Here is a 19,637-nt window from a genome sequence, read left to right on the forward strand (position 1 = left end):
AACCTCTTAATCCACGCACCCCCGAGTCCCGATATGTTGATCACCGTCTCCGGACCGGCTGGCAGCGGCAAGAGCACTCTCGCCGCCAACCTCGCCGACCGGCTCGGATACGATCACGTCAGCGGCGGCGACATCTTCCGCTCGCTGGCGGACGAGCGCGGGGTGTCGCTGGTGGAGCTCAACCGACTGGCCGAGGAGGACGACCAGATCGACCGCGACCTCGACCGCCGGCTGCGCGAGACCGCGCAGGACCGCAACGACCTCGTCCTCGAGTCCCGGCTGGCCGGCTGGATGGCCGGCGAGTACGCCGACCTGAAGCTGTGGCTGGACGCCCCGCTGGACGTCCGCGCGGAGCGCATCGCCGACCGCGAGGCCAAGCCCGTCGCGGAGGCCCGCGACGAGACCCAGGCCCGCGCCGATAGCGAGGCGCTGCGCTACGAGGAGTACTACAACATCGAGATCGACGACCTGTCTATCTACGACCTGACGGTCAACACCGCCCGCTGGGACGAGGCGGGCATGCTGGAACTGGCCGCCACCGCCGCCGAGTCCTACCGCCCCGAGGGCGACGAGGGACAGACCCCGATCACCGGCGTCGACTACGACTTCTGAGATGGTCCGTGGCCCGCCCGACGACCGATCGCCGGCCGACCTGCTCACCTTCGGCGTCGTCAACCTCGACAAGCCGCCCGGCCCCTCCGCACACCAGGTCGCCGCCTGGGTCCGAGACATGATCGACGACGCCCTCGACGAGGTCGGCGCGGACGCCGAGGTCGGCCGCGTCGCCCACGGCGGCACGCTCGACCCCAAGGTGACCGGTTGCCTGCCGATCCTGCTGGGCGACGCCGCCCGCGCCGCACAGGTGTTCGACGACGCCGACAAGGAGTACGTCACTATCCTCGAACTCCACGACCGTGCGCCCGCCGACTTCGACGAGGTCGTCGGCGAGTTCGAGGACGCCGTCTACCAGAAGCCGCCCCGCAAGAGCGCCGTCAAGCGTCGTCTCCGTCAGCGCGAGATCCACGAACTGGACGTGCTGGAGCAGTACGACCGCCGCGCGCTCGTGCGCGTGCGCTGCGAGTCCGGGACCTACGTCCGGAAGCTCTGCCACGACGTCGGCCTGGCGCTGGGGACGGGCGCTCACATGGGCGAACTCCGGCGGACGGCCACCGGGGACTTCGACGACGCCGGCCTCGTGACCCTCCACGAACTCCGGGACGCCCTGGCCGACTGGACCGAACTGGGCGACGAGAGGCCGCTCCGCGAGGCCGTGTCCCCCGCCGAACGCGCGCTGGGGAAGTACCCGCAGGTGACCATCGCGCCCAGCGCGGCGGCGGAGGTGGCTCAGGGCGCGCCCGTCTACGCGCCCGGCGTGATCGACGCCGAAGGCGAGCGGGACGAGGACGTCCTCTGCGTGACGCCCGACGGCGCCGCCGTGTGTCTCGGCGTGCTGGTCGGCGACCCCGACGCCGATTCCGGGACCGTAGTCGAACTAGAGCGCGTGCTAGTGTGACTGTCTCTCTCGTGATCCCCCGCCAGCGACGGGACTGGATCGTAGCCCTTAATTAGTACACCCCCCTGCACCTAAACGCGGGACCGTGGGGTAGCGGTATCCTCGGCGCATGGGGTGCGTCGGACCTGAGTTCGAATCTCGGCGGTCCCACTCCAACATAAAGGTTAGCGGCCCTCTATGCCGCTTTTTCGCTGTGAGGTGGTCCCTGTGAGCCGCCCGTCTCGCCAGTCCGAGCAGCGGGCGATCTGCAAGTTCTGCGGCTTCGTCATCGACCGGGTGCCGAAGCGGTGCCCGGCGCTCGACAACGGGAGGTGTCAGCCGTGAGCCGCGCGAGTCGGCCCACGTGGTCGCCCTCCGACGCCCTCGACCAGCAACTCGGCGAGCCCGATCGGCTGCGGTTCCCCGACGGCTGGCAGATGAGCGAGTCGTGGCGACGCGCCCAGCGAGAGAGCGACAGAGGCAGCGCTGTCAACGACGCTGAGCGGATGGTGTGGCTGGAAGGCAGCGAGCAGCCCCACCGCGTCACGTGGGCGCTGGCCGGCCAGACGCTCCGTGCAGAGTGCGACTGCGCCAGTAGTCGCTACCGCGGCTGGTGCGCTCACCTGGCGAGCCTCTGGTGGCGCTGGATCCGCGGCGAGATCGTCGTGACCCATCTCGACACCGGCCGCGAGTACCGGACGCCCCCGACGTGGCTCCGCTTCGGCCGACCGCGTGATGCCGATCTGACGACGCTCACGCCGGCCCAGCAGGATGCGTACCTGCACGTCGACCTCGGCGGCGAAGGAGTCCGTGAGTACGCTCGTCGGACCGATCGGTCGCCCGGCACGGTCGGTAACCTGCTGGCCGACGCTCGCGAGAATGTCGGGGGTGAAGGACGGTGACCAGCCCGGCCCCCACCCTACCCTCACAGCGACGTGCGGGGGGGTGTCCGCCACCATACCGTCCAGTCGAAGCGAACCCAGGGTTAGCAGCCCCCCGGATGCGGGGTAGCCGAACCCCCGTTTCATCTGTGTCCGCAGCGACCGCTGGATCTGCGGACAGGAGGGCGGCATGAGTTCGTCCGGTAGCCGCCTGCCCGGTGACTCCGATGCGACCGACCGTCACCGGAGCGAGGAACGCGCCGAAGCGCGCCTCTCGGGCGAGTTAGCCGCTCGTTTCACCGACTACCTCGACGCTCACGGCGAAGCCAAGAGCGACGTGGTGCGCGAAGCCCTCGACGAGTTCCTCCCCGCTTCGGAGCGCTCGCGCTACGTCCTACCGCGTGACCCCGATCTGGCGGATGCCTACCTCGCGCTGGCCGGCGAGGAACGCCGGACGCTGTCGGTGGACGTCGCCGAAGACATCCTCTGCCGGGAGTCGCACCCGAACACACCGAAGGAACTGATTCGGGAGGAAGTGCTGGGGCCACTCACCGACACTGGACTCGTCTCGATCGAGTACGGAACCGTCGCCATCCACCCGCTGACGCCGCGAACCGAGGTGATGAACGGTGAGTGAGTCGACTCGTCGTGACGACCTGCTCGCCGAGATCGAGGATGACGACCGTCGCCGGACGGTCGGCGCACTGACCGACCTCCAGCAGACCCACCTCACCCGGCGAGACGCCCGCGACTGGGGTGGTTCCCGCGGCTGGCACGAATAGCCAAGTTCAACGATACTTCCGGTCTGTTTTTATTGACGCTCTTCTGTCATCTGCCCACCAATTAGGAACAGGCCTATAGATTCGTTTGTTTGAGGGATAGCTGGCGAAGACGGGGCTCCAATCACTATCCCAGGGACCACGCATCAAGCGCGATTCCTATTATCAGCAGTGCTCCGAGCAGGACCAGTAGGTCTACCAACCTGTCCATGCGCCGCCGGACTCCGGCCCCTGTTATAAAACTGTCTGCCGAAGGTATCTGTGGCTACTGACCAGTGTGGCCCCCGTTCGCTGTTGCTTGATTGATTAACAATCAATTTCCTAACAGGTTTTATCCTAGGGTAGTCCGGTACTGCTGGTATGGTGGTGACAGCAGCACCGTGACCACACGAATCGAGTTTGGTAGCAAGGCGGCAGCCGACGCCGCCCGCGACGAGTATGAGGAGTACCTGTGCAGCGACGACGACCGGCGTCTGAAGCCGGTCGCCTTCGCTGACCAGGGCACGCCGGAGCACGTCATCGAGGACGCTCGCCGGCAGGCCGCGGACTCGAAGACCGACAGCGGCGAGTCGGCCGGGTCAGCGGCCCTGACTGACGCGGAGCGCGAGGAAATCGACTTTACCGAAACCGACGTGATGACCGCGAGAGCAGCCAAGGCTGCGTATCTCGATGAAGGGGTCTCGGACTGGCTCACCTACTGGTCCGAGGACCTGACGACGACCGGCGAGGCCCGTGAAGCGGCGAAGCGGGCGAAGAAGGATGAGCAGGACACCCGCATGGACGCCGGCCCGACCGGCGAGGAGCGCGGCCAGCAGTACCAGCAGCAGGCGATAGCTCAGGAGTGCGACCACATCCGCGGCCACTGTGAGAACGGCGACACGGGAGCCTGCGAGTTCCTTCAGGAGCGCTGCGGATACGACCAAGAGGAGATCGAGCAGCTGCTAGACGAGCGCCCAGCCGAAACCGAGCAAGAGGAGTTGGTGACGATCGGGGGCGACGAGTACCCCGAGATGGAGGTAACGCCGGAGGTAGCGGGTGCTCTACGGCAGGCCTGGCAGGGCTACAAGGGCGGTACCGCCGACCTCGAAGCGGCGCTGGGGGAGGTGCGAGAGTCGGTCATCAACACCCGGCAGGCGTGGCGAGCCATCAACCGGATTCGGGAGGCCAACGACCAGGCCCCGCTCCACCCCGACCGGCTGCACACCCTCCTCGATGCGCTCGCTGGGATGCCGGCGAGCATCCCCGAGGTGAGGACGCTCACCCACTTCACCACCGACGGGGCTGACGACCAGGGCGAAGCGGCGGACGAGGGCGCTGAAGCGGCGGAAAGCAGCGCTTCCGAGCGGGTGCTGGAGGTGGCTGAAAGCGCCCAGGCCGACCTCACCGGGGAGCGACAGCGCCCTGACCAGCAGTCCGAGTTGGCGATTGAAGCGGACCCCCGCACCGCTCAGGGGCGGGAAAGCACCGCTGAAGCGGCGGTCAACCAGGGCGGTCTCCTCGCCGACGAGCGCGACGACCCCAGCATGGGGGCCGAGAGCGGCCAGGAGAGCACCGACCAGCAGCAGTTTCGAGACCCCGAGCAGGGGACACTCAGTGATTCATGACAGGACCAGATTGCCCCGCTGAGGGGTGCGACTACAACGAAGACGGCGAAAAGAGCGCTGGCAGTGTCCGCCGGCACATCAATGCGAAGGCCGACGACGCTCACGAGGACGTCGAAGCGCTCCGAGCGGCACTGATGGAGCCCGACGAGGGCGGTGACCAGGGCGGCGAGGGCACCGCTCAGGGCGCTCCCGACGACGCCGGGGACGACGACCAGGGCGAAGCGGCGGACGAGGGCACTGAAGCGGCGGAAACCAGCGAGAACGATCACCCCGAGGAACCGGACGACATGGATCAGACCGACGAGTACGAGCAGCAGCTACAGGGTGGTAGCGGCACCGACGACCAGGGCGACAGCGGCGACGAGGGCACCGCTCAGGGCGCTCCCGACGACGGTGGCGACGGCGACCAGGGTGGTAGCAGCGGCGGTGGTGTCCCCGTCGCCGCCCTGATCGGTGGCATGGTCCTGGTGCTGGTCGCCTTGCTCCTGCTCGGCGGCTCCGACGACTCGGACGAACCGATCGAAGTGGAGAGCGAGCAGGCCGAACCCGTCGAGGAAGACGACGCCGAGCCGATCACGGAGGCGTGGTGACCGTGGTGGACGCTGACACCGAGGAGCCCGACCCCGGCGAGCAGGACGACGAGGACAAGCGGCCGCCGATCGAGGACGACGAGCGGGCCGACGTCGACCTTGATGACCTCGACGTGGACCCGGCGGACGTCGAAGCGGAGGCCGGTGCCGGCGCTGACGACAGCGAGGACGCCGCCGAGTCCGACGACGCGGACGAGAGTACCGACGGTAGCGACGGCGACGAGAGCGGCCAGCAGGACGCCATGCCGGCGCTCGATGGAGCCGCCGAGTCCTGGGGAGACCAGTACGTCGACATGCTGGCGTTCCTTCTGGGCGAGATCGCGGAGGACGGCGACGGCACGGCCGAGAAAGACGCCGAGACCATCGCGGACCTGGCCCGGTCGGAGCCGATGGCCCTGGACGACGCGGTCGACGAGTGGCTGGCCGAGTCCGGCATGGGCCAGGAGATGGACCCCGGCCAGGCCGTCCTCGCGGGGACGGCCATGCTGGTGGTCGTGGTTATCGTGACGGAAACCGACCTGGCGAGCGACCTTCTCAGCGACCTGTAACCATGATGGACAAGCTACAGCGGATGCGGCAGATTCGGGAAGAGATCAACAACCCCCACGACTCCGAGCGAATCCGCAACCTCGCGGAGATCCTGGCGGAGATTGAGGGCGGCATCAGGGACGCGGTGATCGACCAGCGCGACGAGCTCGAGATCGACGTGGATGACGACCTGGCCGGCCAGTCCCGAGAGGATCGGGTGGCCATGCTGTGCGACGTGATCGAGGCGTACACGCCTGGCGGGCCGTCTGTTGTCGAGACGTGGCTGGAGACGTGCCCACCCGAGGCCCTACAGGACAGCGATGCCGACCCGGCGGACCTGACGGCCTACGCCGGCCTGAGCAGCGAGGAGTGGCAGCAGCAGATCCAGAACTGGGCCGATGCCTACCGGCGTCAGGCCGGCGACGTAGCCGACGACTGGACGCTGGCGGATCACCACGTCCGGTCCCAGTTCGGTCTCTCGCTCGACGTCTTCGAGGAGTGCGTGGTCGATGTCTCCAAAGAGCGCGCCCTGGAGGACCTGCTTGCCGGCCCGAGCAAGGACGTGAAGGCCGGCATCGAGGCCAACACCAGCGAGGTAGAGGCATGACTTTCGACGTCGACGGTGAGGAGTTCGTTGAGGCGCTGGTCTACGCGGCCGCTATCTACGTCCTCGGGAGGGCGGCCGGTCGGCTGCTGCTCCCGAGCGGTCCCGATCGGGCCGACCGCCCGGACCGGCTGCTGCTCGACGCCTTCGACCTCGACGTGCTGGCAGACGGCCACGCTGTCCGGGTGGCGTCCGAGCAGGGCGAGGTGATGTGGCTCACGACGACCGACCCGGCCGAGGAGATCTCCGAGGTAGTCGACACCGACCAGAGCGACGACGGGGCCGAAACGTGAACCTGCTACTGGCAGCCGCGAGCGGCTGGGGCAAGTCGTGGATGTGCCAGGCGACGACCGAGGAGAATCTGGACGAGTACGACGCTGTGTGCCTGCTCGACTACAAGGACGAGTACCGGGGACTCGTCAAGGGCGGCATGGCGAAGCACTGGATCGCCGGGCCGGTCGAGCGCGACCAGTGGACCGGCGACCACTACCGGCAACTGCTGGAGCAGAACGGCAACGTGGTCCTGGCCCGCCACTCTCACATGAGCGAGGAGGACTGGCGTCAGGTGTGCGCTCAGGCGGTTCAGGCCGGCCGACGCTCGTCTCTAAACATCCTGTGGGTGATAGACGAGGCTCACTTTGTTGCGCCCCAGCGCGGCGGCCTGCTCGACCCGATCAAGGGGCTGGCGACGACCGGACGCGGTGAGGGACAGTCCGCCGCCTGGATCACGCAACGCCTGAGCGAGATCAACGAGACGATCCTGGCGCAGTGCACCGCCCGTCAACTCGGCGGCTTCGAGTCCGATCAGGACCTCTCGAAACTTGCGGGAGTGGTCGAGTACCCCGAGGAGGTGCACCGCTCCGGGGGTCACAAGGTGGTCAACCTGCCCGACGATCTAGCCGACGACGACGGCCCCATCTCCGTCCGGAAGTGGAAGGACGACAGCGGGGCCGTGACGGGCTCGGAGTGGATTTACTCGGATGACTCTGGAGCCCGTGAGCGGATCAACTCGGCGGACGTCGAGATGACGAGCGAGCACGTCGGAGCGCCCGGCAAAGAGATCCACATCCCCTCCTGACATGACACGCACCGAGATCACCCTGCGCGGCGACGATACGGAGCGATTCGAGGAGATCCGCCAGCGAATTGCCGCCGAGCGGCCGGGAAGTGAGCCGTGCAACGCCGAGGTGGTCCGCGTGATGATGGACGACACCAGGTATTGACGGCAGGGTGCGGCGGAGGGCCGCACCCCGAGGCGCTTTTTCGTCGGTTCTTGAAGGATAGAGGGTCTAAACAGTGGGCTCGCATGGACTTTGGTGATGCATTCGGCACCCTGGCCGACACGGAGTACACGCTCGACGTCGGGTACGTCGTGGCGGGCTTCCTGGGGCCGGCACTCGTCAAGTACGGAGTCGAAGACAAGGCCGGTCGGGATCTCCCCGACGAGGTCTACGGCGGAACCGTCGCCTTCGGCGGCGCTCTCTACGGTGGGGACGTCGGCCGGAAGGTCGCCCTCGGCGGTGGCGTCCACGTGATCGAGCAGCTGCGGACTCGCGTCAGCGAGGGAGGTAACTGAGCATGGGAGAAGACATCTACGCCGCCAACGGCAAGAGTGCGGATAACGTCGAGACATTCACGAACGCGCCGGCTTCGCCGGAGCCGACGCCCGTTCTCGGGATCGACCCGACTCGGGGCCAGTTCCTCCGGTTCATCAACTCGGTCGAGAAGGGAGAGCAGAGCCAGGGCATCCCGTTCTACGCGAAGTTCCGCGACGCCAACGGCGACCCGCTCCCGATCAACTCGAAAATCTACGTGGCGCTGTCGCTGTCGGGGTCCAACGACAAGCTCACGGTCAGCGAGGAGGTGTCTAACATCTCCGACTGGCAGACGCTGAGCCTCAAGGAGCAGCGCAACCGGGACAACATCGACGCGGTGAAGGTGGTCCTCCAGGCTCCCGAGTCGGCCCCGAACGGTGGCGAGGCTATCCCGCATCTCGACGTCCGCGACATCGACCAGGCGTACCTGATGATGGACTCGGACGCCGAGATCGACTGGACCAACTCCGAGTTCTACATCGAATCGTCCGCTGTCGAGCAGCACAGCCGGTGATACTGATGAATCAGGACCTACGCAATCGACTGGGGAAGGTGGACCGCCGGCCCGGTCACGTGACGCCGGAGGACATGGGGACCCAGAGCGTCAACACGCAGGGCCAGCGGTCGCGTATCCTGCGCGACTACATGGACACCCCGCACATGGTCCGCCAGGGCCGACGCAACCCGTTCCGGGTCGCTGTGCCGGCCTACGAGGGCTTCACGACCAACGCGACGGCCGACGACACCGAGACGTTCAGCCTCACGCACTCGGTGGTCGACGCGCCGATCACGCAGTCCGTGGTGGTCTGGATCGGCGGGACCTACTACGGGACGCCGGACTCGGTGGACTACGCGGCCAACGAGATCACCGTGACGGACTCCGGCACCGGCAACAACCTCCACGTCTACTACATCAGCGACGCTCCGGCGACGATGGAGGTTCGGAAGGCGGTGCCTGAGTCGTCGTCTGACGCGAGTCAGGGGCTCTGGAAGGACAACCTGGGGCTGGTCCACCCGTCGCCCCAGCAGGAGCAGCCGGAGTTCTTCGACCTGGGCGACTCGCCCGGCCAGCCGTGGCTCGCGTCGGACATGACGCTCGACGTCTACCTGAACGCGCCGTACACGGTGCGGTGGTCCGACCCCGACGGCGACGGTGCAACGCCGACGAACGCCCTGCTGAACGTGCCGGTCAAGATCGGGTCCCGCGAGGTGCCCGGTCTGACGGCGGCCATCAAGCAGGACATGGGCAACGCCTAACGGAGGTTTCAACGTGTCCACTTTTTCGAGTGACTACACGCCCGTCTGGGAGAGCGGCGGCACTGGCGGGGATTTCGAGCAGTCCGTGAGCTTCGAGACGACGGCCACGGATGCCGACGACCCGGCCAGTGTCGCTGACGACCAGAGCGGGACGACAGAGGGACCGATCACGTCGACGCTCGGCGGCGGCGAGTGGTCGACGGACGAGTTGATCCTGGCGGCCACGCTCGCCAACGCGGCCATGCTGGCGGTGTGGCTGTTCCTGGCCTATCAGGAGGGATCACTGTGACGCAGACCGCAAAGGGCGGGAATCTGAAGCTCACCGACGTCCGGGCACCCGACCACGTGCAGCCCGGCGAGGCCTTCGACGTCGAGGCCGACGTGGAGAACTGGGCGCTATTTGTCAACCCCTGGGAGGCCGACAACTGCGAAGCGACCGAGGGGGAAGACGCCGGGTACGAGATCGTCGTGGAGTTCGACGGCCCCGGTTCGCAGACCCAGGACGTGGGGCCGATGTGCCACCCGATCACCGAGATCGGCGCGAAGAATGAAACCTACACGGCGACGTTCACGGCCCCGGATTCGAGCGATTCGGTCACTGTCAGCGCGAACGTCCACCTGCCCGGTTCTGGCGACAACACAGGCGAGGAGACGGCGACCGTCACTGTTGAGTCGGGAGAGTCGGCAACTCCCGAAGATCCCGACGACGACGGCGGTGGCTGGCCGGGCCTGACGGGCGGCGATGACACCGACGGCGGCGGCCAGGGGCCGCTCGCGTACTTCCTGCCGGAGTGGGCGGGGCCGGTCGCCGGCCTGATCCTGCTGCTGGCGCTGCTGTGGGTGTCTCGCCCGTATGTCGACCTCGCAAGCAACCTGGGGGGATCGGCGTGATCGAGACGCTGATCCAGGGCGCGGCGGCGACGATCACCGGGACGGCCGCCGTCGCGTTCTACCGCGAGGGTCGGCGGCTTCAGGACCGCGTAGACCGCCACGACCGGACGCTCTACGGCACGGAGTACCGGCCTGGTGTGGTGAACCGAGTGGAGGAGATCGAGGAGGAGGTGAACCCGACTGATGCCTGATATACAGACAGAACGCGAGGAGATGGACGAGGACGAGATCGAGCGCGAGCGCCGACGGATCGAGGAGGGAGAGGCGTGACGCTCGTCACTCCCGAGCCGCCCGACGGGGCGGCCCCGTACAACGATCCGATCAGCCGACGACTCGACCCCGGAGAGAAGCTCACCGTGACGTTCAGCCCGAAGCAGCGGGTAACGGAGTTCACGCTGCCGATTCTCGCCATCAGCAAGTATCGCAACAGCAGTTACGAGGTGTGGATGGACGAGGAGCCCGTTTACGGGCCTGCGCCGATCCCGCCGACGGACGTCGACGACATGACGCCGACGTTCATCCCGGCGCGGACGTTCCAGAGCCGGATGAAGATTATCGTCCGGAATCTGGACGACTCGACCACGCGTCGCTACTCTATCCAGCCGATCGGTTGGGAGGTGACTGAGTAGATGGGACTCGAAACTCAGACGGACGTCGAGGAGATCCGCAACGTCCAGAACCAAGCGGGCGACGTCGACGCGCCGGCCAACGAAACGCAGCAGCGCCGGCAGACGGACGCGCTGGAAAACAACGACGGCCTGACTGCCCTGGAGTACCAGACCAGTAGCACCACCGTCGAGCAGCTCCCCTCGCACTCCGTTCCGGAGGGCGTGACGGTCCTCGTCACGTACCTGAGCGGCAACGGATCGGACGTGTGGGTCGGCAACGCCGACGCACAGCCTATCTGCATGACCGGCACCGGGGACGCGGTGGGCTTCGACGTCACCGATACGTCCGCGATTCACGTCCGGGCCAACACGTCCGGCGACGGCGTGGGCATCCTCTTTGAGGGAGGGGGTGCCTGATGGTCCGGTTCTACGGCGGTAGTGGCGGCGGCTGGGACTACGTGCAGGCCGCTGAACCGACTGATCCGGACGTCGGGGAGTCGTGGTATGTCACCGACGCCGACCCGGACGGCGACGGGACCAGCGAGGGCGAAGCGAAGGTCTACGGGTCCGACGGCACCTGGAAGGTGACGGGCTACATCAGCCACGACAACCTCAAGCACGTCGCGCCGGCCGATCACCACGACCCGGTGACTGTCTCGGCCCCGCTGACCCGCTCCCAGCAGGCGCTAGCGTTCGCGTTCGCTGACGGGCTGACGCTCGACGCGAACGACGATCTCGCCGTCGACCTGGGCAACGGCCTGACGATGGACGCCAACGGCCAGGTGCAGATCCCGGCCGGAGCGATCGGCCCGACCGAGGCAGCCTTGGGGAACGCCCTGGCGGGTGACGGGAGCGGCAACATCGCCGTCCAAGAGGGCAACATCGCGCTGTCGAACCTGTCGGGCTACCCGGTCGGCACCGGGGACCTGTCGTTTGACACCGCCACGCAAAACGAACTCGACAACCACGCCAGCAACAACAGCGCCCACCACTCCCGCTATTCAGACAGCGAGGCACGGACCGCCGTCGACGGCGCAAATGTCTCGATCAGCGGCGACGCGGATACCGTGGACGGCCAGCACGCCAGCGACCTCAGAGAGTGGGTGCTGTTAGACTCCGCCACCGATTCAGATTCGGGCTCGCAGATGGACGTCACCCTTTCCGGAGGGGGGTACGACGAGTATCGGGCCATCGTGGACATAGTTGGACATGGCGGTGGATCTAACCAGTATTGCCGGATGAGGATTAATGGTATAACGAGCAGCGATTACCAATATAAATATTACGACGACACAGATGGCCACGGAGAAGTCACGTCAGATTCCTTCTCCTTACACACTTTTTGGGAGGGCTACCCGGCTCACAGTGAAACTCGGATTGTCCCGTTCGACAATAATCCAGCACTCGCCCGAGCAACCGGCGTATCAAATGCAAGATATATGATTCAGGGGTATGGGCCACAGGTAACTGATGTGAACTCTGTCCGGCTGTACGACCCCAACGACCCGTCAACTGGGCAGGCATTCCTCTACGGGAGAAATAGACAATGAACAATAACGATCACACCGCCGAGAACGGCGGCACGGACGGAGGTATCGACGCATGACGACCGGCGACAGCGACGGGGACGGCCTGGTCGATGATCCCGGTTTCCTCGACGGCCACGATGACTACGACGGGGCGGACACGGACTGGGACGACGACAGCGACGACTCGGGCAGCAGCGACTCGGGCAGCACGTCGGACAGCGACGACAGCGACGACTCGACGTACACCCCGCCGACGACCGGCGGCAGCGGGGCGTACTACGAGGACGTGACGGCGGACACCTACGACGGTGAGGAGGACCTGGCCGACTCGTCGGACCAGAGCGACCCCTACGACTACGAGGACGACGAGAGCAACTGGACGGACACCGACGATCTCGATACCAGCGACTCGGACAGCAGCGACTCGGGGAGCGACTACACGAGCCCGACGCAGACGGCCGGCTCCCCGACGAGCAACGATTCCCTGGACTCGGGGACCAGCGAGGGCGGGACCGACTACGACAGCACGACGGACGGCACCGAGGAGGCCGACCCGCACGCTCCGGTCGACTACGAGGACGACGGGACGGGCTACCTTGATGATCCCTGGATGGAGGACGCCGAGGACGTCGCGCCGGACCCCGACGAGGTAAGCGACCGCTGGCAGGAGACGATCACGGACCTCGAAGAAGACCGCGCGGAACTCCGCGAGCAGCTACAGGCACAGCAGCAGGAACTCAACGCCCTGCTCGAAGACGTCCGGGTGACGGACACCGAGACGACGATCCTGGGGCTGGCCCCCGAAGCGTGGGCACTGGCGGCCCTGGTGATCGGTAGCGGCTACTACGTGCGAACGGAGGGGATGCCGGCGTGATCGGGCCGGCGCTCCAGGCCGGCATGCCGATCCCCTCGCTGCCCGACGCGCAGGCCGTCGCGTTCGGGCTGCTGTGGTTCCTGTCCGGCATGGCGGTCCCGACGCGCTACGGGATGGAGCGCATCGAGGGCTTCGGCCGTCTCGTCGCCGCGCAACTGCCCTATCAGGCTCCACCGGGGACCGACGAGGAGACGGCCATGCAGCAGGCCGTGAGCGGCGACGAGAGCGGCGGAGGTGACGGCGCAGCGTGAGCTTCCCGTACCACGCTGTGCCGGACGGCTCGACGGCGCTCCCGCATCACTACACACTCGCGGTGCTGCTATCACTGGTGCCGATCCTGACGGTCTGGGACTGGTATCCGCGGCGTGATCCCTGGCTGGCGCTGCTGGCCGCGCTCGTCGGGCTGTTCTCATTCGTGGCCGTGTGGCCCCGCTATCCGAGCGTCGGTGCTACGCTAGCGCTGGCGGCCTGTGCGCTGCTGCTGCTCGCTCCTCTACGACCAACGTGGTGGGAGCACTGGCCGCGCGGTCGGCAGACCATCGTGGTCGTGCTGGCCCTGGTCGCCGCCGACGACGTGCTCCAGCACGCCTTCGGGATCGTGACGCCGATCGACTGGGCCTGGAAGCACGGCGGACGGGCAGCGGTGACGGGCACGCTGTGACGATCGTCAGGGTGTCCGCTTCCCAAACCCCCGGAAACTAGCATTCTAATCAGGGACCGATCCAGTGAAACAGTCAGTAGATATACGAACTGATTTCCTAAGTCACAATTAATCATGTATTCACCGATTTAGTCGAAGTTATTATCAATATTCAAAATAGATCACTGATGCTGGGAGATGACAGTTGCTGACCTTCCCAAAATCATGGACAACGCACTCAATTGGGACCCCAAACTTGAGGCGTACTGCGTCAACCTCGACGTGGTTGAGGATGTATCAATAGGTGTGGCTGTCGTTCGGAGCGTTGCAGCGCTCGAAGATACACCAGCCACCTCACTCGAACCACTTCAAGAGAGCATCGATCCCGATGCGCTCAATGCTCTCTGCCAGACTGGTGAGAATACAACTAAGTGTCGAGTTCGTTTCCAGTACCAGGGATACTCCATTACAGTCGTTGAGAACGATGAAATCCGACTTTCTCCCAGCGACGACATAGATGTTTCCAGTATCTCCATACAAGAGGACCGCTGAGATTAGTTTCCCTATTTTGGGTAATTCAGATTCACGGTGGGTTCAGTTTACTTCGGTGGAAGATGCGCTTACTTGAGCCCGAAGGATTCGATCGCCTTAGCGAGCGCGGTGAATTCCTCTGTGCTGGATGGCTTTTGGAGATCGGCATTCGCGTTGAGTTTGTACGAGCGAGCAAGGTCTTCTGCCTCGTCGGATGACGTGAATACGAGGACAGGTGTCAGACGCAACTCGGATTGTTCGTTCAGCTCAGTGAGTATCTCCCTACAGGGTGTCCGCTTCTCGGGACACAGTCGGACTCAGTCGTATTATTCCATCCTCTAGTGGCTAAAGATAGCATATCCGTTTATATATCGCTACCTACCAAATCCGTTCTATGGAACGTGATTCCCCCTCAAGAACCGACCTTATTAAATTCGCTTCGTTAACAACTCTATCAGCACTAATAATAGCAATTACAGTGCTTCCAGTACTACCCTTCTGGGCGATCCCCATCCCTTGTATAATCATATTGCCATTCGGATTTTATATCAGAAGATATGATGCGGGGGATTCTTACATGAGTAAAGAAGCGAGATATATAGTCAGAGAGGGAGTATTTAGAATATATATCATACGAGGAATTATTATTGGACTTACTATCACATTGTTACATGGTCAAATTATGGACCCGACTATATTTGGAAAGAATCTATTCATCGAGTATATATTCGAATTCTTTAACCTTGGAATGATATATGGATCGGAGATTGCTACAGAGAATGTATCTGTCCGTCTATTATCATTTATTCTGATCCTATTGACTGGGAAAATAGTCGACCGCATTTTGGACCGTTTTCTATTGTTTGTCGATGGTATATATTGGATCCTATTTAATTGACATTTGTGCAATATGCCACTCCTGTCCGCTTCTGCACCAAGAGTCGGACATATCCTGCCCCGATCATCCCCGAGATCGGCCCGATCCACCCCAAGATTCTAGGATTTCTGGCCGCAAAGCGAACATACCGGACATGAATTTAGAAGACTACGATGATCAAGACGGCATGAAGGTGTGGCTCTCCGAGCGAGAGGTTGAGCAACTGCTGGATCAGTTTGAGGATACCGAGCGACGTATCGCTATCGCGCTGGCCGTCCGTTGCGGGCTGCGGTCCGCCGAGGTGCTGAACGTCGCACCTGAGCACGTCGTCGACACCGACGCGGGTACAATGCTCCGTGTGTGGTCAAGCGCGAAGACCGACAAGTACCGCGAGACGCCGATCCCGCCGAACCTCGCCACGACCATCCGCACGGTCGGGGACGTCCGAGAGGCACCGAAAGACGCGCCTGTAGTCGACGCCTCGACGCGAACGCTCCGGCGGTGGATAGCCGACGCAACCGAGACGCTACGCGAGGAGACCGGCGAGCCCGGCTGGCAGTACGTCGGGATGCATGATCTCCGACGGACCTGGGCGACCTCGCTACGGAGCGCCGACGTCGACGCGATGGTAGTCTGCGACTGGGGCGGTTGGGACGATCTCGATACTTTCCTTGATCACTACCGCGGGACCCACACGCCCGAGGCCCAGCTGCGAGAGCGTGAGAAAGTCGACTGGCTCTAAGGGTCAAATCGATTCTCGATTGCACTCTTTGAAAACTCAGATACCAGATTATATGCCTCTTCGCGGAGTGGCGGTCGGGATCTCATATCAGCCCGTTCATGACTTTGTTCCATCCGAATCTTCCGGATGATTTCATAAATACGCTCGTGGCTAGTATAGATAGGATCCTCATCTTCTCCTGCCGAGTATAGAATCCACGTGAATCCGTCTGTTGCGATGCCCACTATCGGGCGTTCAGTTGCCATATCGAGATATTCAACGGACTCTGTTCGGGCTTCCTTTATTCCTCCTGGTGTCTTCACCTCACCGAAGTTTTCTATTTCGAGGTCTAATGCGGTGAAATCCGGTATCCGACCTTCGAGCCCATCGAATCCTTTTGGCCGGAAGCGGATGTTTAAGTTCAGGGCAGAAGCAATCGGAGCAATCAGGTTGTCCTCGATGAATCTCTCTGGCTCTTGATCGATGTATCCGCCATACAGCTTCCGATTATCGAGAATTACGTCCGCAGCGTGATTCCCTGCTCGCTCTTCAAATATCTGAACGAATCTCTCGATTGCCCTCACTATGTCCTGTGCCTGTGGATCATTCCGCTTATCGGTCAAATCGGATTGTTCAGTCATCTACGTAGCACCCGATCAACAGTCGGTGTCGGCCGATGTTGCGCGTCGATCTCGCCCTGAAGGTAGAGCTTCCCGTCGTTGGTCAGCTCGTACATGTCGCGGCCGAACTGTGCGATGAATCCGACGTAGCGGAGCATCTGGCACCGCTCCCAGATGAACCCCTCAGAGACGGAGAAACAGCGGTCACGGGCCATCATTCGTGGTGTGGCCCAATCCTCCTGATCGAGGTAGTCTAAGATCCGTTCGTCGACCTGCATCATCCAGTACGCCGACTTCCGTCCGTCCATTCGTCAGGCCTCTTCTTCTCCCTCCCCGTTGTCCACCCCATCCCCAAACGGCGATTCAATCTCGTCGGGAGCGTCTTCGGACGTGTCGATCTCGCCGTCCAAGTAACGCTCTCCACGCTCTGTGATGGTATAGACTCCATTCCCGAGATCTTGGAGTAGTCCGTATTCGACGAGCTTCTTACAACGCTGTGAAATGTACGACCGGGTATATCGGACATACCCACTGTCTTCCATCTCTTTAGGCCGTCCAGACCCTTTCTCTCGTATATATTCAAGAATCCTATCGTCAGCAAGAACCATCCAATCTCCCGAATATCGCATCTTTGGTTAATTATCAAACCCACTGGGCATCATACTGCTGATTGGGTCCTATTAGACTCGTGCAGTGAGATTAGACTCGTCGTAAACTATATTACTCAGCGGTTAATTGATTGGTAATGCAATGGCACGTAGAAGTCTCTCAGTGTCCGTCTCTATGCCAACAGAGATGGACGAGAGAATCGCTGAAGAAGCCGAAGAACACGGAATGACCTATTCGCAGTACCTACGCCACATCATCCGGGAGCACGAGGCTACTCCTTTCGAGTGCAACGATCCGGTGCTGTGTGTGGACGAGAACGGCGAGAAGTCTCAGAACGAGGGGGCCGCCTAACATGTCCAGTGCTGGCCAGGCCCCCGATTTCGGTGAGGACGCCTTGGACGAAAAGGGTGACGACAGCGAGGAGGGCCCATGAGCTTCGACCCTATCGATCCTGAGACGGTGGGCGACCGACGCCCGTCCGTGGTCGAGATCGAGGATCAGGGCCCGGTTTACGTCGCTGACGCCCGCGTCCGAGACAACGGCTGGCTGTGGATGAAGGAGTGGAGCGGTCGCACTACGAAGGTCCCGCCCCGCCGCGTACTGGCCATCAAGCGCGTCGAGACGGAGCGCTACGACGGTGGGGAAGGCGACAGGTACCTGAAGTGCAAGCGTGTCGCCGACCCGGCGTGGCGCGAGAGAGCGAAGCAGATTCCGGAGAGTTCCGGTGGGGACGCCGTGGTCGCAGATGACTGACGACGCGTTCACCTACACGGTCAAGCTGAAGCGCGGCGACGACACCCAGAAGTGCAAGGTCACCGCGCCGGACGTCGAGACGCTGACTGACCGAGTCGACGCCGTCCGCGAGAAAATGGGCGACTGGGCCGGCGACTACCGGGAAATCCAGCCCGACGAGGGTCCCCGGCTCGCCGACGACCAGAGCGAACTGGGGGAGATCGACGCGTGACCGCAGAGCAAGCACCCGACCTCTCCCCGCGCGAGGCCCGAGATCGCTACCTGGACCACCGGAAGGTCGAGGCCGCCGATGCGTCGGTCAAGTCGTGGAAGTACCGGCTGAAGCACTTCGTCGAGTGGGCTGAAGAGCAGCAGATCGAGTCGATGGGCGACCTAACCGGCTGGTATCTCGACGAGTACGAGACCTTCCGGCGCGGCCACGATGTCTCGCCGTCCACGCTGAACGGCGAGATGCAGACGCTGAAGAACTGGCTGGAGTACCTGGCCCGGATCGACGTCGTACCGGAGAGTCTTCCCGAGAAGGTCCATGTTCCGTCGATCCCGGACGGCGAGGAGTCCAACGACGAGATGCTGGACCCAGAAGACGCTCGCGTGCTGCTCCAGACGCTCCGGAGCGACCCGGATCACTACGGGACGGTGAAGCACGCGCTCCTCGAGCTGCTATGGTTCACCGGTGCCCGTATCGGAGCCATCCGCGGGCTCGATCTCCGCGACTACCACAGTGATGAACGATTCGTAGTGTTCCACCACCGGCCGGAGTCCGACACGCCCCTGAAGAACGACAGCAACGGTGAGCGGGCCGTGGGGCTGCCGGAAGTGGTCTGCGAGGTGCTGGACTACTACATCAAGCACCACCGCGAGGGGAGCCACGACGATGCCGGTCGGAAGCCGTTGTTCACGACGACCCAGGGCCGGGCCAGTGAGAACACGCTTCGAGTGTGGACGTACCTCGCTACGCAGCCGTGCCTGCACAGCCCGTGTCCGCACGGGAAGGAGCGCGAGACGTGCGAGCACCTCCACATCCACGAGGCCAGCAAGTGCCCGTCGTCGCTGTCGCCCCACCGGGTTCGGACGGGGTCGATCACGTGGCAGCGGGACTGTAACTTGCCGGCGGAGATCGTCTCCGAACGGGTGAACGCCACGCTCGAAGTGATCGAATCGTACTACGACCAGGCGACCGAGCGCGAGCGGCTGGAGAAGCGCCGTCGCCCGTACATCGACTACCTCGACCTCGATCCAGAGGGTGAAGCATGAGCAATCCACCACTACCAGATCCACGTCCAGGCGACTCGTACCGGCAGAGTTTTCGAAAATTCCTACGAAGGCATCCTCGGCGGTCCCACTTCAACTTCTGACGCGATCACTCTGAGAGTGGCTGCTATAGACTCTCGGTGACGATCTCGGCAAGGTCGGTGTTCATCTCGTAGTTGCTGTTTCAGGTCTCGTCGACGTGGTTGGTCGCGTAGGCGGCAGCGAGGCGGCCAGCGACAGCAGGAACGCGAAGGTGCTGTCCGTAACGGGCCATGGCGGTTCGATACGGGCGGATCACGATCGGCTCCAGCGGCGTGGACGGAGCGGTCTGCACGGCGAACAGTAGTGGCCACGTGTTCGGGCTCTGGCAAGCACCGACAGAGCACTGCAGGACCACTGCCCA

The 19,637-nt window shown here is 63.7% G+C and carries 33 protein-coding genes and 1 tRNA gene; 31 read left to right on the forward strand and 3 right to left on the reverse strand.

Annotated features, from left to right (window positions below):
- Positions 1 to 33: 33 nt before the first annotated feature.
- The 27 genes from cmk to LCY71_RS03195 all read left to right on the forward strand — a co-directional run bounded on the left by cmk (position 34) and on the right by LCY71_RS03195 (position 16,022).
- Positions 34 to 612: a (d)CMP kinase gene (gene cmk / locus LCY71_RS03065; protein ID WP_225334896.1), complete on the forward strand. Its 579-nt coding sequence runs from the start codon at positions 34 to 36 to the stop codon at positions 610 to 612.
- A gap of 1 nt (position 613) precedes the next feature.
- Positions 614 to 1,513 carry an RNA-guided pseudouridylation complex pseudouridine synthase subunit Cbf5 gene (locus tag LCY71_RS03070; RefSeq protein WP_225334897.1) on the forward strand — a complete coding sequence of 300 codons (900 nt, stop codon included), beginning with the start codon at positions 614 to 616 and terminating at the stop codon, positions 1,511 to 1,513.
- Between the two features lie 79 nt (positions 1,514 to 1,592).
- Positions 1,593 to 1,663: transfer RNA gene (locus tag LCY71_RS03075), tRNA-Pro, on the forward strand.
- 170 nt (positions 1,664 to 1,833) lie between these two features.
- On the forward strand, positions 1,834 to 2,394 hold the full coding sequence (locus LCY71_RS03080) for an RNA polymerase sigma factor sigma-70 region 4 domain-containing protein (RefSeq protein WP_225334898.1): 561 nt from the start codon (positions 1,834 to 1,836) through the stop codon (positions 2,392 to 2,394).
- A gap of 169 nt (positions 2,395 to 2,563) precedes the next feature.
- Positions 2,564 to 3,010 carry a hypothetical protein gene (locus LCY71_RS03085; protein WP_225334899.1) on the forward strand — a complete coding sequence of 149 codons (447 nt, stop codon included), beginning with the start codon at positions 2,564 to 2,566 and terminating at the stop codon, positions 3,008 to 3,010.
- A complete protein-coding gene (locus LCY71_RS03090) occupies positions 3,003 to 3,155 on the forward strand; it encodes a hypothetical protein (protein ID WP_225334900.1) in 153 nt (50 codons plus the stop codon). The genes LCY71_RS03085 and LCY71_RS03090 overlap by 8 nt, the downstream gene beginning before the upstream one ends.
- Before the next feature lie 377 nt (positions 3,156 to 3,532).
- Positions 3,533 to 4,756, forward strand: a complete 1,224-nt coding sequence (locus tag LCY71_RS03095) for a hypothetical protein (protein WP_225334901.1) — start codon at positions 3,533 to 3,535, stop codon at positions 4,754 to 4,756.
- Positions 4,753 to 5,346: a hypothetical protein gene (locus LCY71_RS03100; RefSeq protein ID WP_225334902.1), complete on the forward strand. Its 594-nt coding sequence runs from the start codon at positions 4,753 to 4,755 to the stop codon at positions 5,344 to 5,346. The genes LCY71_RS03095 and LCY71_RS03100 overlap by 4 nt, the downstream gene beginning before the upstream one ends.
- Positions 5,347 to 5,351: 5 nt before the next feature.
- Entirely contained in the window at positions 5,352 to 5,894 is a 543-nt protein-coding gene (locus LCY71_RS03105; protein ID WP_225334903.1) for a hypothetical protein, read from the forward strand.
- A gap of 2 nt (positions 5,895 to 5,896) precedes the next feature.
- The gene (locus tag LCY71_RS03110; protein ID WP_225334904.1) at positions 5,897 to 6,481 is read left to right on the forward strand and encodes a hypothetical protein; all 585 of its coding nucleotides are present in this window, start codon (positions 5,897 to 5,899) and stop codon (positions 6,479 to 6,481) included.
- The gene (locus LCY71_RS03115) at positions 6,478 to 6,771 is read left to right on the forward strand and encodes a hypothetical protein (protein WP_225334905.1); all 294 of its coding nucleotides are present in this window, start codon (positions 6,478 to 6,480) and stop codon (positions 6,769 to 6,771) included. The genes LCY71_RS03110 and LCY71_RS03115 overlap by 4 nt, the downstream gene beginning before the upstream one ends.
- On the forward strand, positions 6,768 to 7,556 hold the full coding sequence (locus LCY71_RS03120; protein ID WP_225334906.1) for a type IV secretory system conjugative DNA transfer family protein: 789 nt from the start codon (positions 6,768 to 6,770) through the stop codon (positions 7,554 to 7,556). Before LCY71_RS03115 ends, LCY71_RS03120 begins: the two co-directional genes overlap by 4 nt.
- A gap of 1 nt (position 7,557) precedes the next feature.
- Positions 7,558 to 7,701, forward strand: coding sequence for a hypothetical protein (locus LCY71_RS03125; RefSeq protein WP_225334907.1), 144 nt, complete (start codon positions 7,558 to 7,560; stop codon positions 7,699 to 7,701).
- Between the two features lie 83 nt (positions 7,702 to 7,784).
- Positions 7,785 to 8,054: a hypothetical protein gene (locus LCY71_RS03130; RefSeq protein ID WP_225334908.1), complete on the forward strand. Its 270-nt coding sequence runs from the start codon at positions 7,785 to 7,787 to the stop codon at positions 8,052 to 8,054.
- Between the two features lie 2 nt (positions 8,055 to 8,056).
- The gene (locus LCY71_RS03135) at positions 8,057 to 8,587 is read left to right on the forward strand and encodes a hypothetical protein (protein ID WP_225334909.1); all 531 of its coding nucleotides are present in this window, start codon (positions 8,057 to 8,059) and stop codon (positions 8,585 to 8,587) included.
- A 5-nt stretch (positions 8,588 to 8,592) separates the two neighbouring features.
- Complete coding sequence (locus tag LCY71_RS03140) at positions 8,593 to 9,330, forward strand: hypothetical protein (protein WP_225334910.1); 738 nt, start codon at positions 8,593 to 8,595, stop codon at positions 9,328 to 9,330.
- A gap of 13 nt (positions 9,331 to 9,343) precedes the next feature.
- A complete protein-coding gene (locus LCY71_RS03145) occupies positions 9,344 to 9,619 on the forward strand; it encodes a hypothetical protein (protein ID WP_225334911.1) in 276 nt (91 codons plus the stop codon).
- Complete coding sequence (locus LCY71_RS03150; RefSeq protein WP_225334912.1) at positions 9,616 to 10,221, forward strand: hypothetical protein; 606 nt, start codon at positions 9,616 to 9,618, stop codon at positions 10,219 to 10,221. The genes LCY71_RS03145 and LCY71_RS03150 overlap by 4 nt, the downstream gene beginning before the upstream one ends.
- Complete coding sequence (locus LCY71_RS03155; protein WP_225334913.1) at positions 10,218 to 10,412, forward strand: hypothetical protein; 195 nt, start codon at positions 10,218 to 10,220, stop codon at positions 10,410 to 10,412. Before LCY71_RS03150 ends, LCY71_RS03155 begins: the two co-directional genes overlap by 4 nt.
- Before the next feature lie 75 nt (positions 10,413 to 10,487).
- Positions 10,488 to 10,850, forward strand: coding sequence for a hypothetical protein (locus LCY71_RS03160; protein WP_225334914.1), 363 nt, complete (start codon positions 10,488 to 10,490; stop codon positions 10,848 to 10,850).
- Positions 10,851 to 11,246, forward strand: a complete 396-nt coding sequence (locus LCY71_RS03165; protein ID WP_225334915.1) for a hypothetical protein — start codon at positions 10,851 to 10,853, stop codon at positions 11,244 to 11,246.
- Entirely contained in the window at positions 11,246 to 12,379 is a 1,134-nt protein-coding gene (locus LCY71_RS03170; RefSeq protein WP_225334916.1) for a hypothetical protein, read from the forward strand. Before LCY71_RS03165 ends, LCY71_RS03170 begins: the two co-directional genes overlap by 1 nt.
- A 52-nt stretch (positions 12,380 to 12,431) precedes the next feature.
- A complete protein-coding gene (locus LCY71_RS03175; RefSeq protein ID WP_225334917.1) occupies positions 12,432 to 13,232 on the forward strand; it encodes a hypothetical protein in 801 nt (266 codons plus the stop codon).
- Positions 13,229 to 13,483 (forward strand): hypothetical protein, encoded by a 255-nt coding sequence (locus LCY71_RS03180; protein WP_225334918.1) that lies wholly within the window; start codon positions 13,229 to 13,231, stop codon positions 13,481 to 13,483. Before LCY71_RS03175 ends, LCY71_RS03180 begins: the two co-directional genes overlap by 4 nt.
- On the forward strand, positions 13,480 to 13,893 hold the full coding sequence (locus LCY71_RS03185; RefSeq protein ID WP_225334919.1) for a hypothetical protein: 414 nt from the start codon (positions 13,480 to 13,482) through the stop codon (positions 13,891 to 13,893). Before LCY71_RS03180 ends, LCY71_RS03185 begins: the two co-directional genes overlap by 4 nt.
- Positions 13,894 to 14,070: 177 nt before the next feature.
- A complete protein-coding gene (locus LCY71_RS03190) occupies positions 14,071 to 14,424 on the forward strand; it encodes a HalOD1 output domain-containing protein (RefSeq protein ID WP_225334920.1) in 354 nt (117 codons plus the stop codon).
- 1,010 nt (positions 14,425 to 15,434) lie between these two features.
- Positions 15,435 to 16,022, forward strand: a complete 588-nt coding sequence (locus LCY71_RS03195; protein ID WP_225334921.1) for a tyrosine-type recombinase/integrase — start codon at positions 15,435 to 15,437, stop codon at positions 16,020 to 16,022.
- On the opposite strand, the gene LCY71_RS03200 is transcribed toward LCY71_RS03195, so the two are convergent.
- The 3 genes from LCY71_RS03200 to LCY71_RS03210 are packed head-to-tail and all read right to left on the reverse strand — an operon-like array spanning position 16,019 to position 17,250.
- Complete coding sequence (locus LCY71_RS03200) at positions 16,019 to 16,642, reverse strand: hypothetical protein (RefSeq protein ID WP_225334922.1); 624 nt, start codon at positions 16,640 to 16,642, stop codon at positions 16,019 to 16,021. The genes LCY71_RS03195 and LCY71_RS03200 overlap by 4 nt on opposite strands.
- Positions 16,639 to 16,929 carry a hypothetical protein gene (locus LCY71_RS03205; RefSeq protein WP_225334923.1) on the reverse strand — a complete coding sequence of 97 codons (291 nt, stop codon included), beginning with the start codon at positions 16,927 to 16,929 and terminating at the stop codon, positions 16,639 to 16,641. The genes LCY71_RS03200 and LCY71_RS03205 overlap by 4 nt, the downstream gene beginning before the upstream one ends.
- 3 nt (positions 16,930 to 16,932) lie before the next feature.
- Positions 16,933 to 17,250, reverse strand: coding sequence for a winged helix-turn-helix domain-containing protein (locus LCY71_RS03210; RefSeq protein ID WP_505706963.1), 318 nt, complete (start codon positions 17,248 to 17,250; stop codon positions 16,933 to 16,935).
- Positions 17,251 to 17,416: 166 nt separating this feature from the next.
- On the opposite strand from LCY71_RS03210, the gene LCY71_RS03215 reads away from it, so the two are divergent.
- The 4 genes from LCY71_RS03215 to LCY71_RS03230 all read left to right on the forward strand — a co-directional run bounded on the left by LCY71_RS03215 (position 17,417) and on the right by LCY71_RS03230 (position 19,237).
- Positions 17,417 to 17,581: a CopG family transcriptional regulator gene (locus LCY71_RS03215; RefSeq protein WP_225334925.1), complete on the forward strand. Its 165-nt coding sequence runs from the start codon at positions 17,417 to 17,419 to the stop codon at positions 17,579 to 17,581.
- 78 nt (positions 17,582 to 17,659) lie between these two features.
- Positions 17,660 to 17,983: a hypothetical protein gene (locus LCY71_RS03220; RefSeq protein WP_225334926.1), complete on the forward strand. Its 324-nt coding sequence runs from the start codon at positions 17,660 to 17,662 to the stop codon at positions 17,981 to 17,983.
- Entirely contained in the window at positions 17,976 to 18,194 is a 219-nt protein-coding gene (locus LCY71_RS03225; RefSeq protein WP_225334927.1) for a DUF7389 domain-containing protein, read from the forward strand. Before LCY71_RS03220 ends, LCY71_RS03225 begins: the two co-directional genes overlap by 8 nt.
- Positions 18,191 to 19,237 carry a tyrosine-type recombinase/integrase gene (locus tag LCY71_RS03230; protein ID WP_225334928.1) on the forward strand — a complete coding sequence of 349 codons (1,047 nt, stop codon included), beginning with the start codon at positions 18,191 to 18,193 and terminating at the stop codon, positions 19,235 to 19,237. The genes LCY71_RS03225 and LCY71_RS03230 overlap by 4 nt, the downstream gene beginning before the upstream one ends.
- Positions 19,238 to 19,637 lie beyond the last annotated feature (400 nt).

Origin of the sequence: Halomicrobium urmianum (genome assembly GCF_020217425.1) — an archaeon.
GTDB classification, from domain to species: domain Archaea; phylum Halobacteriota; class Halobacteria; order Halobacteriales; family Haloarculaceae; genus Halomicrobium; species Halomicrobium urmianum.

Coding starts and splice junctions, on each gene's coding strand:
- cmk (WP_225334896.1), top strand. CDS start 34: ATGTTGATCACCGTCTCCGGACCGGCTGGCAGCGGCAAGAGCACTCTC.
- LCY71_RS03070 (WP_225334897.1), top strand. CDS start 614: ATGGTCCGTGGCCCGCCCGACGACCGATCGCCGGCCGACCTGCTCACC.
- LCY71_RS03085 (WP_225334899.1), top strand. CDS start 2,564: ATGAGTTCGTCCGGTAGCCGCCTGCCCGGTGACTCCGATGCGACCGAC.
- LCY71_RS03100 (WP_225334902.1), top strand. CDS start 4,753: ATGACAGGACCAGATTGCCCCGCTGAGGGGTGCGACTACAACGAAGAC.
- LCY71_RS03110 (WP_225334904.1), top strand. CDS start 5,897: ATGATGGACAAGCTACAGCGGATGCGGCAGATTCGGGAAGAGATCAAC.
- LCY71_RS03115 (WP_225334905.1), top strand. CDS start 6,478: ATGACTTTCGACGTCGACGGTGAGGAGTTCGTTGAGGCGCTGGTCTAC.
- LCY71_RS03125 (WP_225334907.1), top strand. CDS start 7,558: ATGACACGCACCGAGATCACCCTGCGCGGCGACGATACGGAGCGATTC.
- LCY71_RS03130 (WP_225334908.1), top strand. CDS start 7,785: ATGGACTTTGGTGATGCATTCGGCACCCTGGCCGACACGGAGTACACG.
- LCY71_RS03135 (WP_225334909.1), top strand. CDS start 8,057: ATGGGAGAAGACATCTACGCCGCCAACGGCAAGAGTGCGGATAACGTC.
- LCY71_RS03140 (WP_225334910.1), top strand. CDS start 8,593: ATGAATCAGGACCTACGCAATCGACTGGGGAAGGTGGACCGCCGGCCC.
- LCY71_RS03165 (WP_225334915.1), top strand. CDS start 10,851: ATGGGACTCGAAACTCAGACGGACGTCGAGGAGATCCGCAACGTCCAG.
- LCY71_RS03170 (WP_225334916.1), top strand. CDS start 11,246: ATGGTCCGGTTCTACGGCGGTAGTGGCGGCGGCTGGGACTACGTGCAG.
- LCY71_RS03175 (WP_225334917.1), top strand. CDS start 12,432: ATGACGACCGGCGACAGCGACGGGGACGGCCTGGTCGATGATCCCGGT.
- LCY71_RS03190 (WP_225334920.1), top strand. CDS start 14,071: ATGACAGTTGCTGACCTTCCCAAAATCATGGACAACGCACTCAATTGG.
- LCY71_RS03195 (WP_225334921.1), top strand. CDS start 15,435: ATGAATTTAGAAGACTACGATGATCAAGACGGCATGAAGGTGTGGCTC.
- LCY71_RS03200 (WP_225334922.1), bottom strand. CDS start 16,642: ATGACTGAACAATCCGATTTGACCGATAAGCGGAATGATCCACAGGCA.
- LCY71_RS03205 (WP_225334923.1), bottom strand. CDS start 16,929: ATGGACGGACGGAAGTCGGCGTACTGGATGATGCAGGTCGACGAACGG.
- LCY71_RS03210 (WP_505706963.1), bottom strand. CDS start 17,250: ATGCGATATTCGGGAGATTGGATGGTTCTTGCTGACGATAGGATTCTT.
- LCY71_RS03215 (WP_225334925.1), top strand. CDS start 17,417: ATGGACGAGAGAATCGCTGAAGAAGCCGAAGAACACGGAATGACCTAT.
- LCY71_RS03220 (WP_225334926.1), top strand. CDS start 17,660: ATGAGCTTCGACCCTATCGATCCTGAGACGGTGGGCGACCGACGCCCG.
- LCY71_RS03225 (WP_225334927.1), top strand. CDS start 17,976: ATGACTGACGACGCGTTCACCTACACGGTCAAGCTGAAGCGCGGCGAC.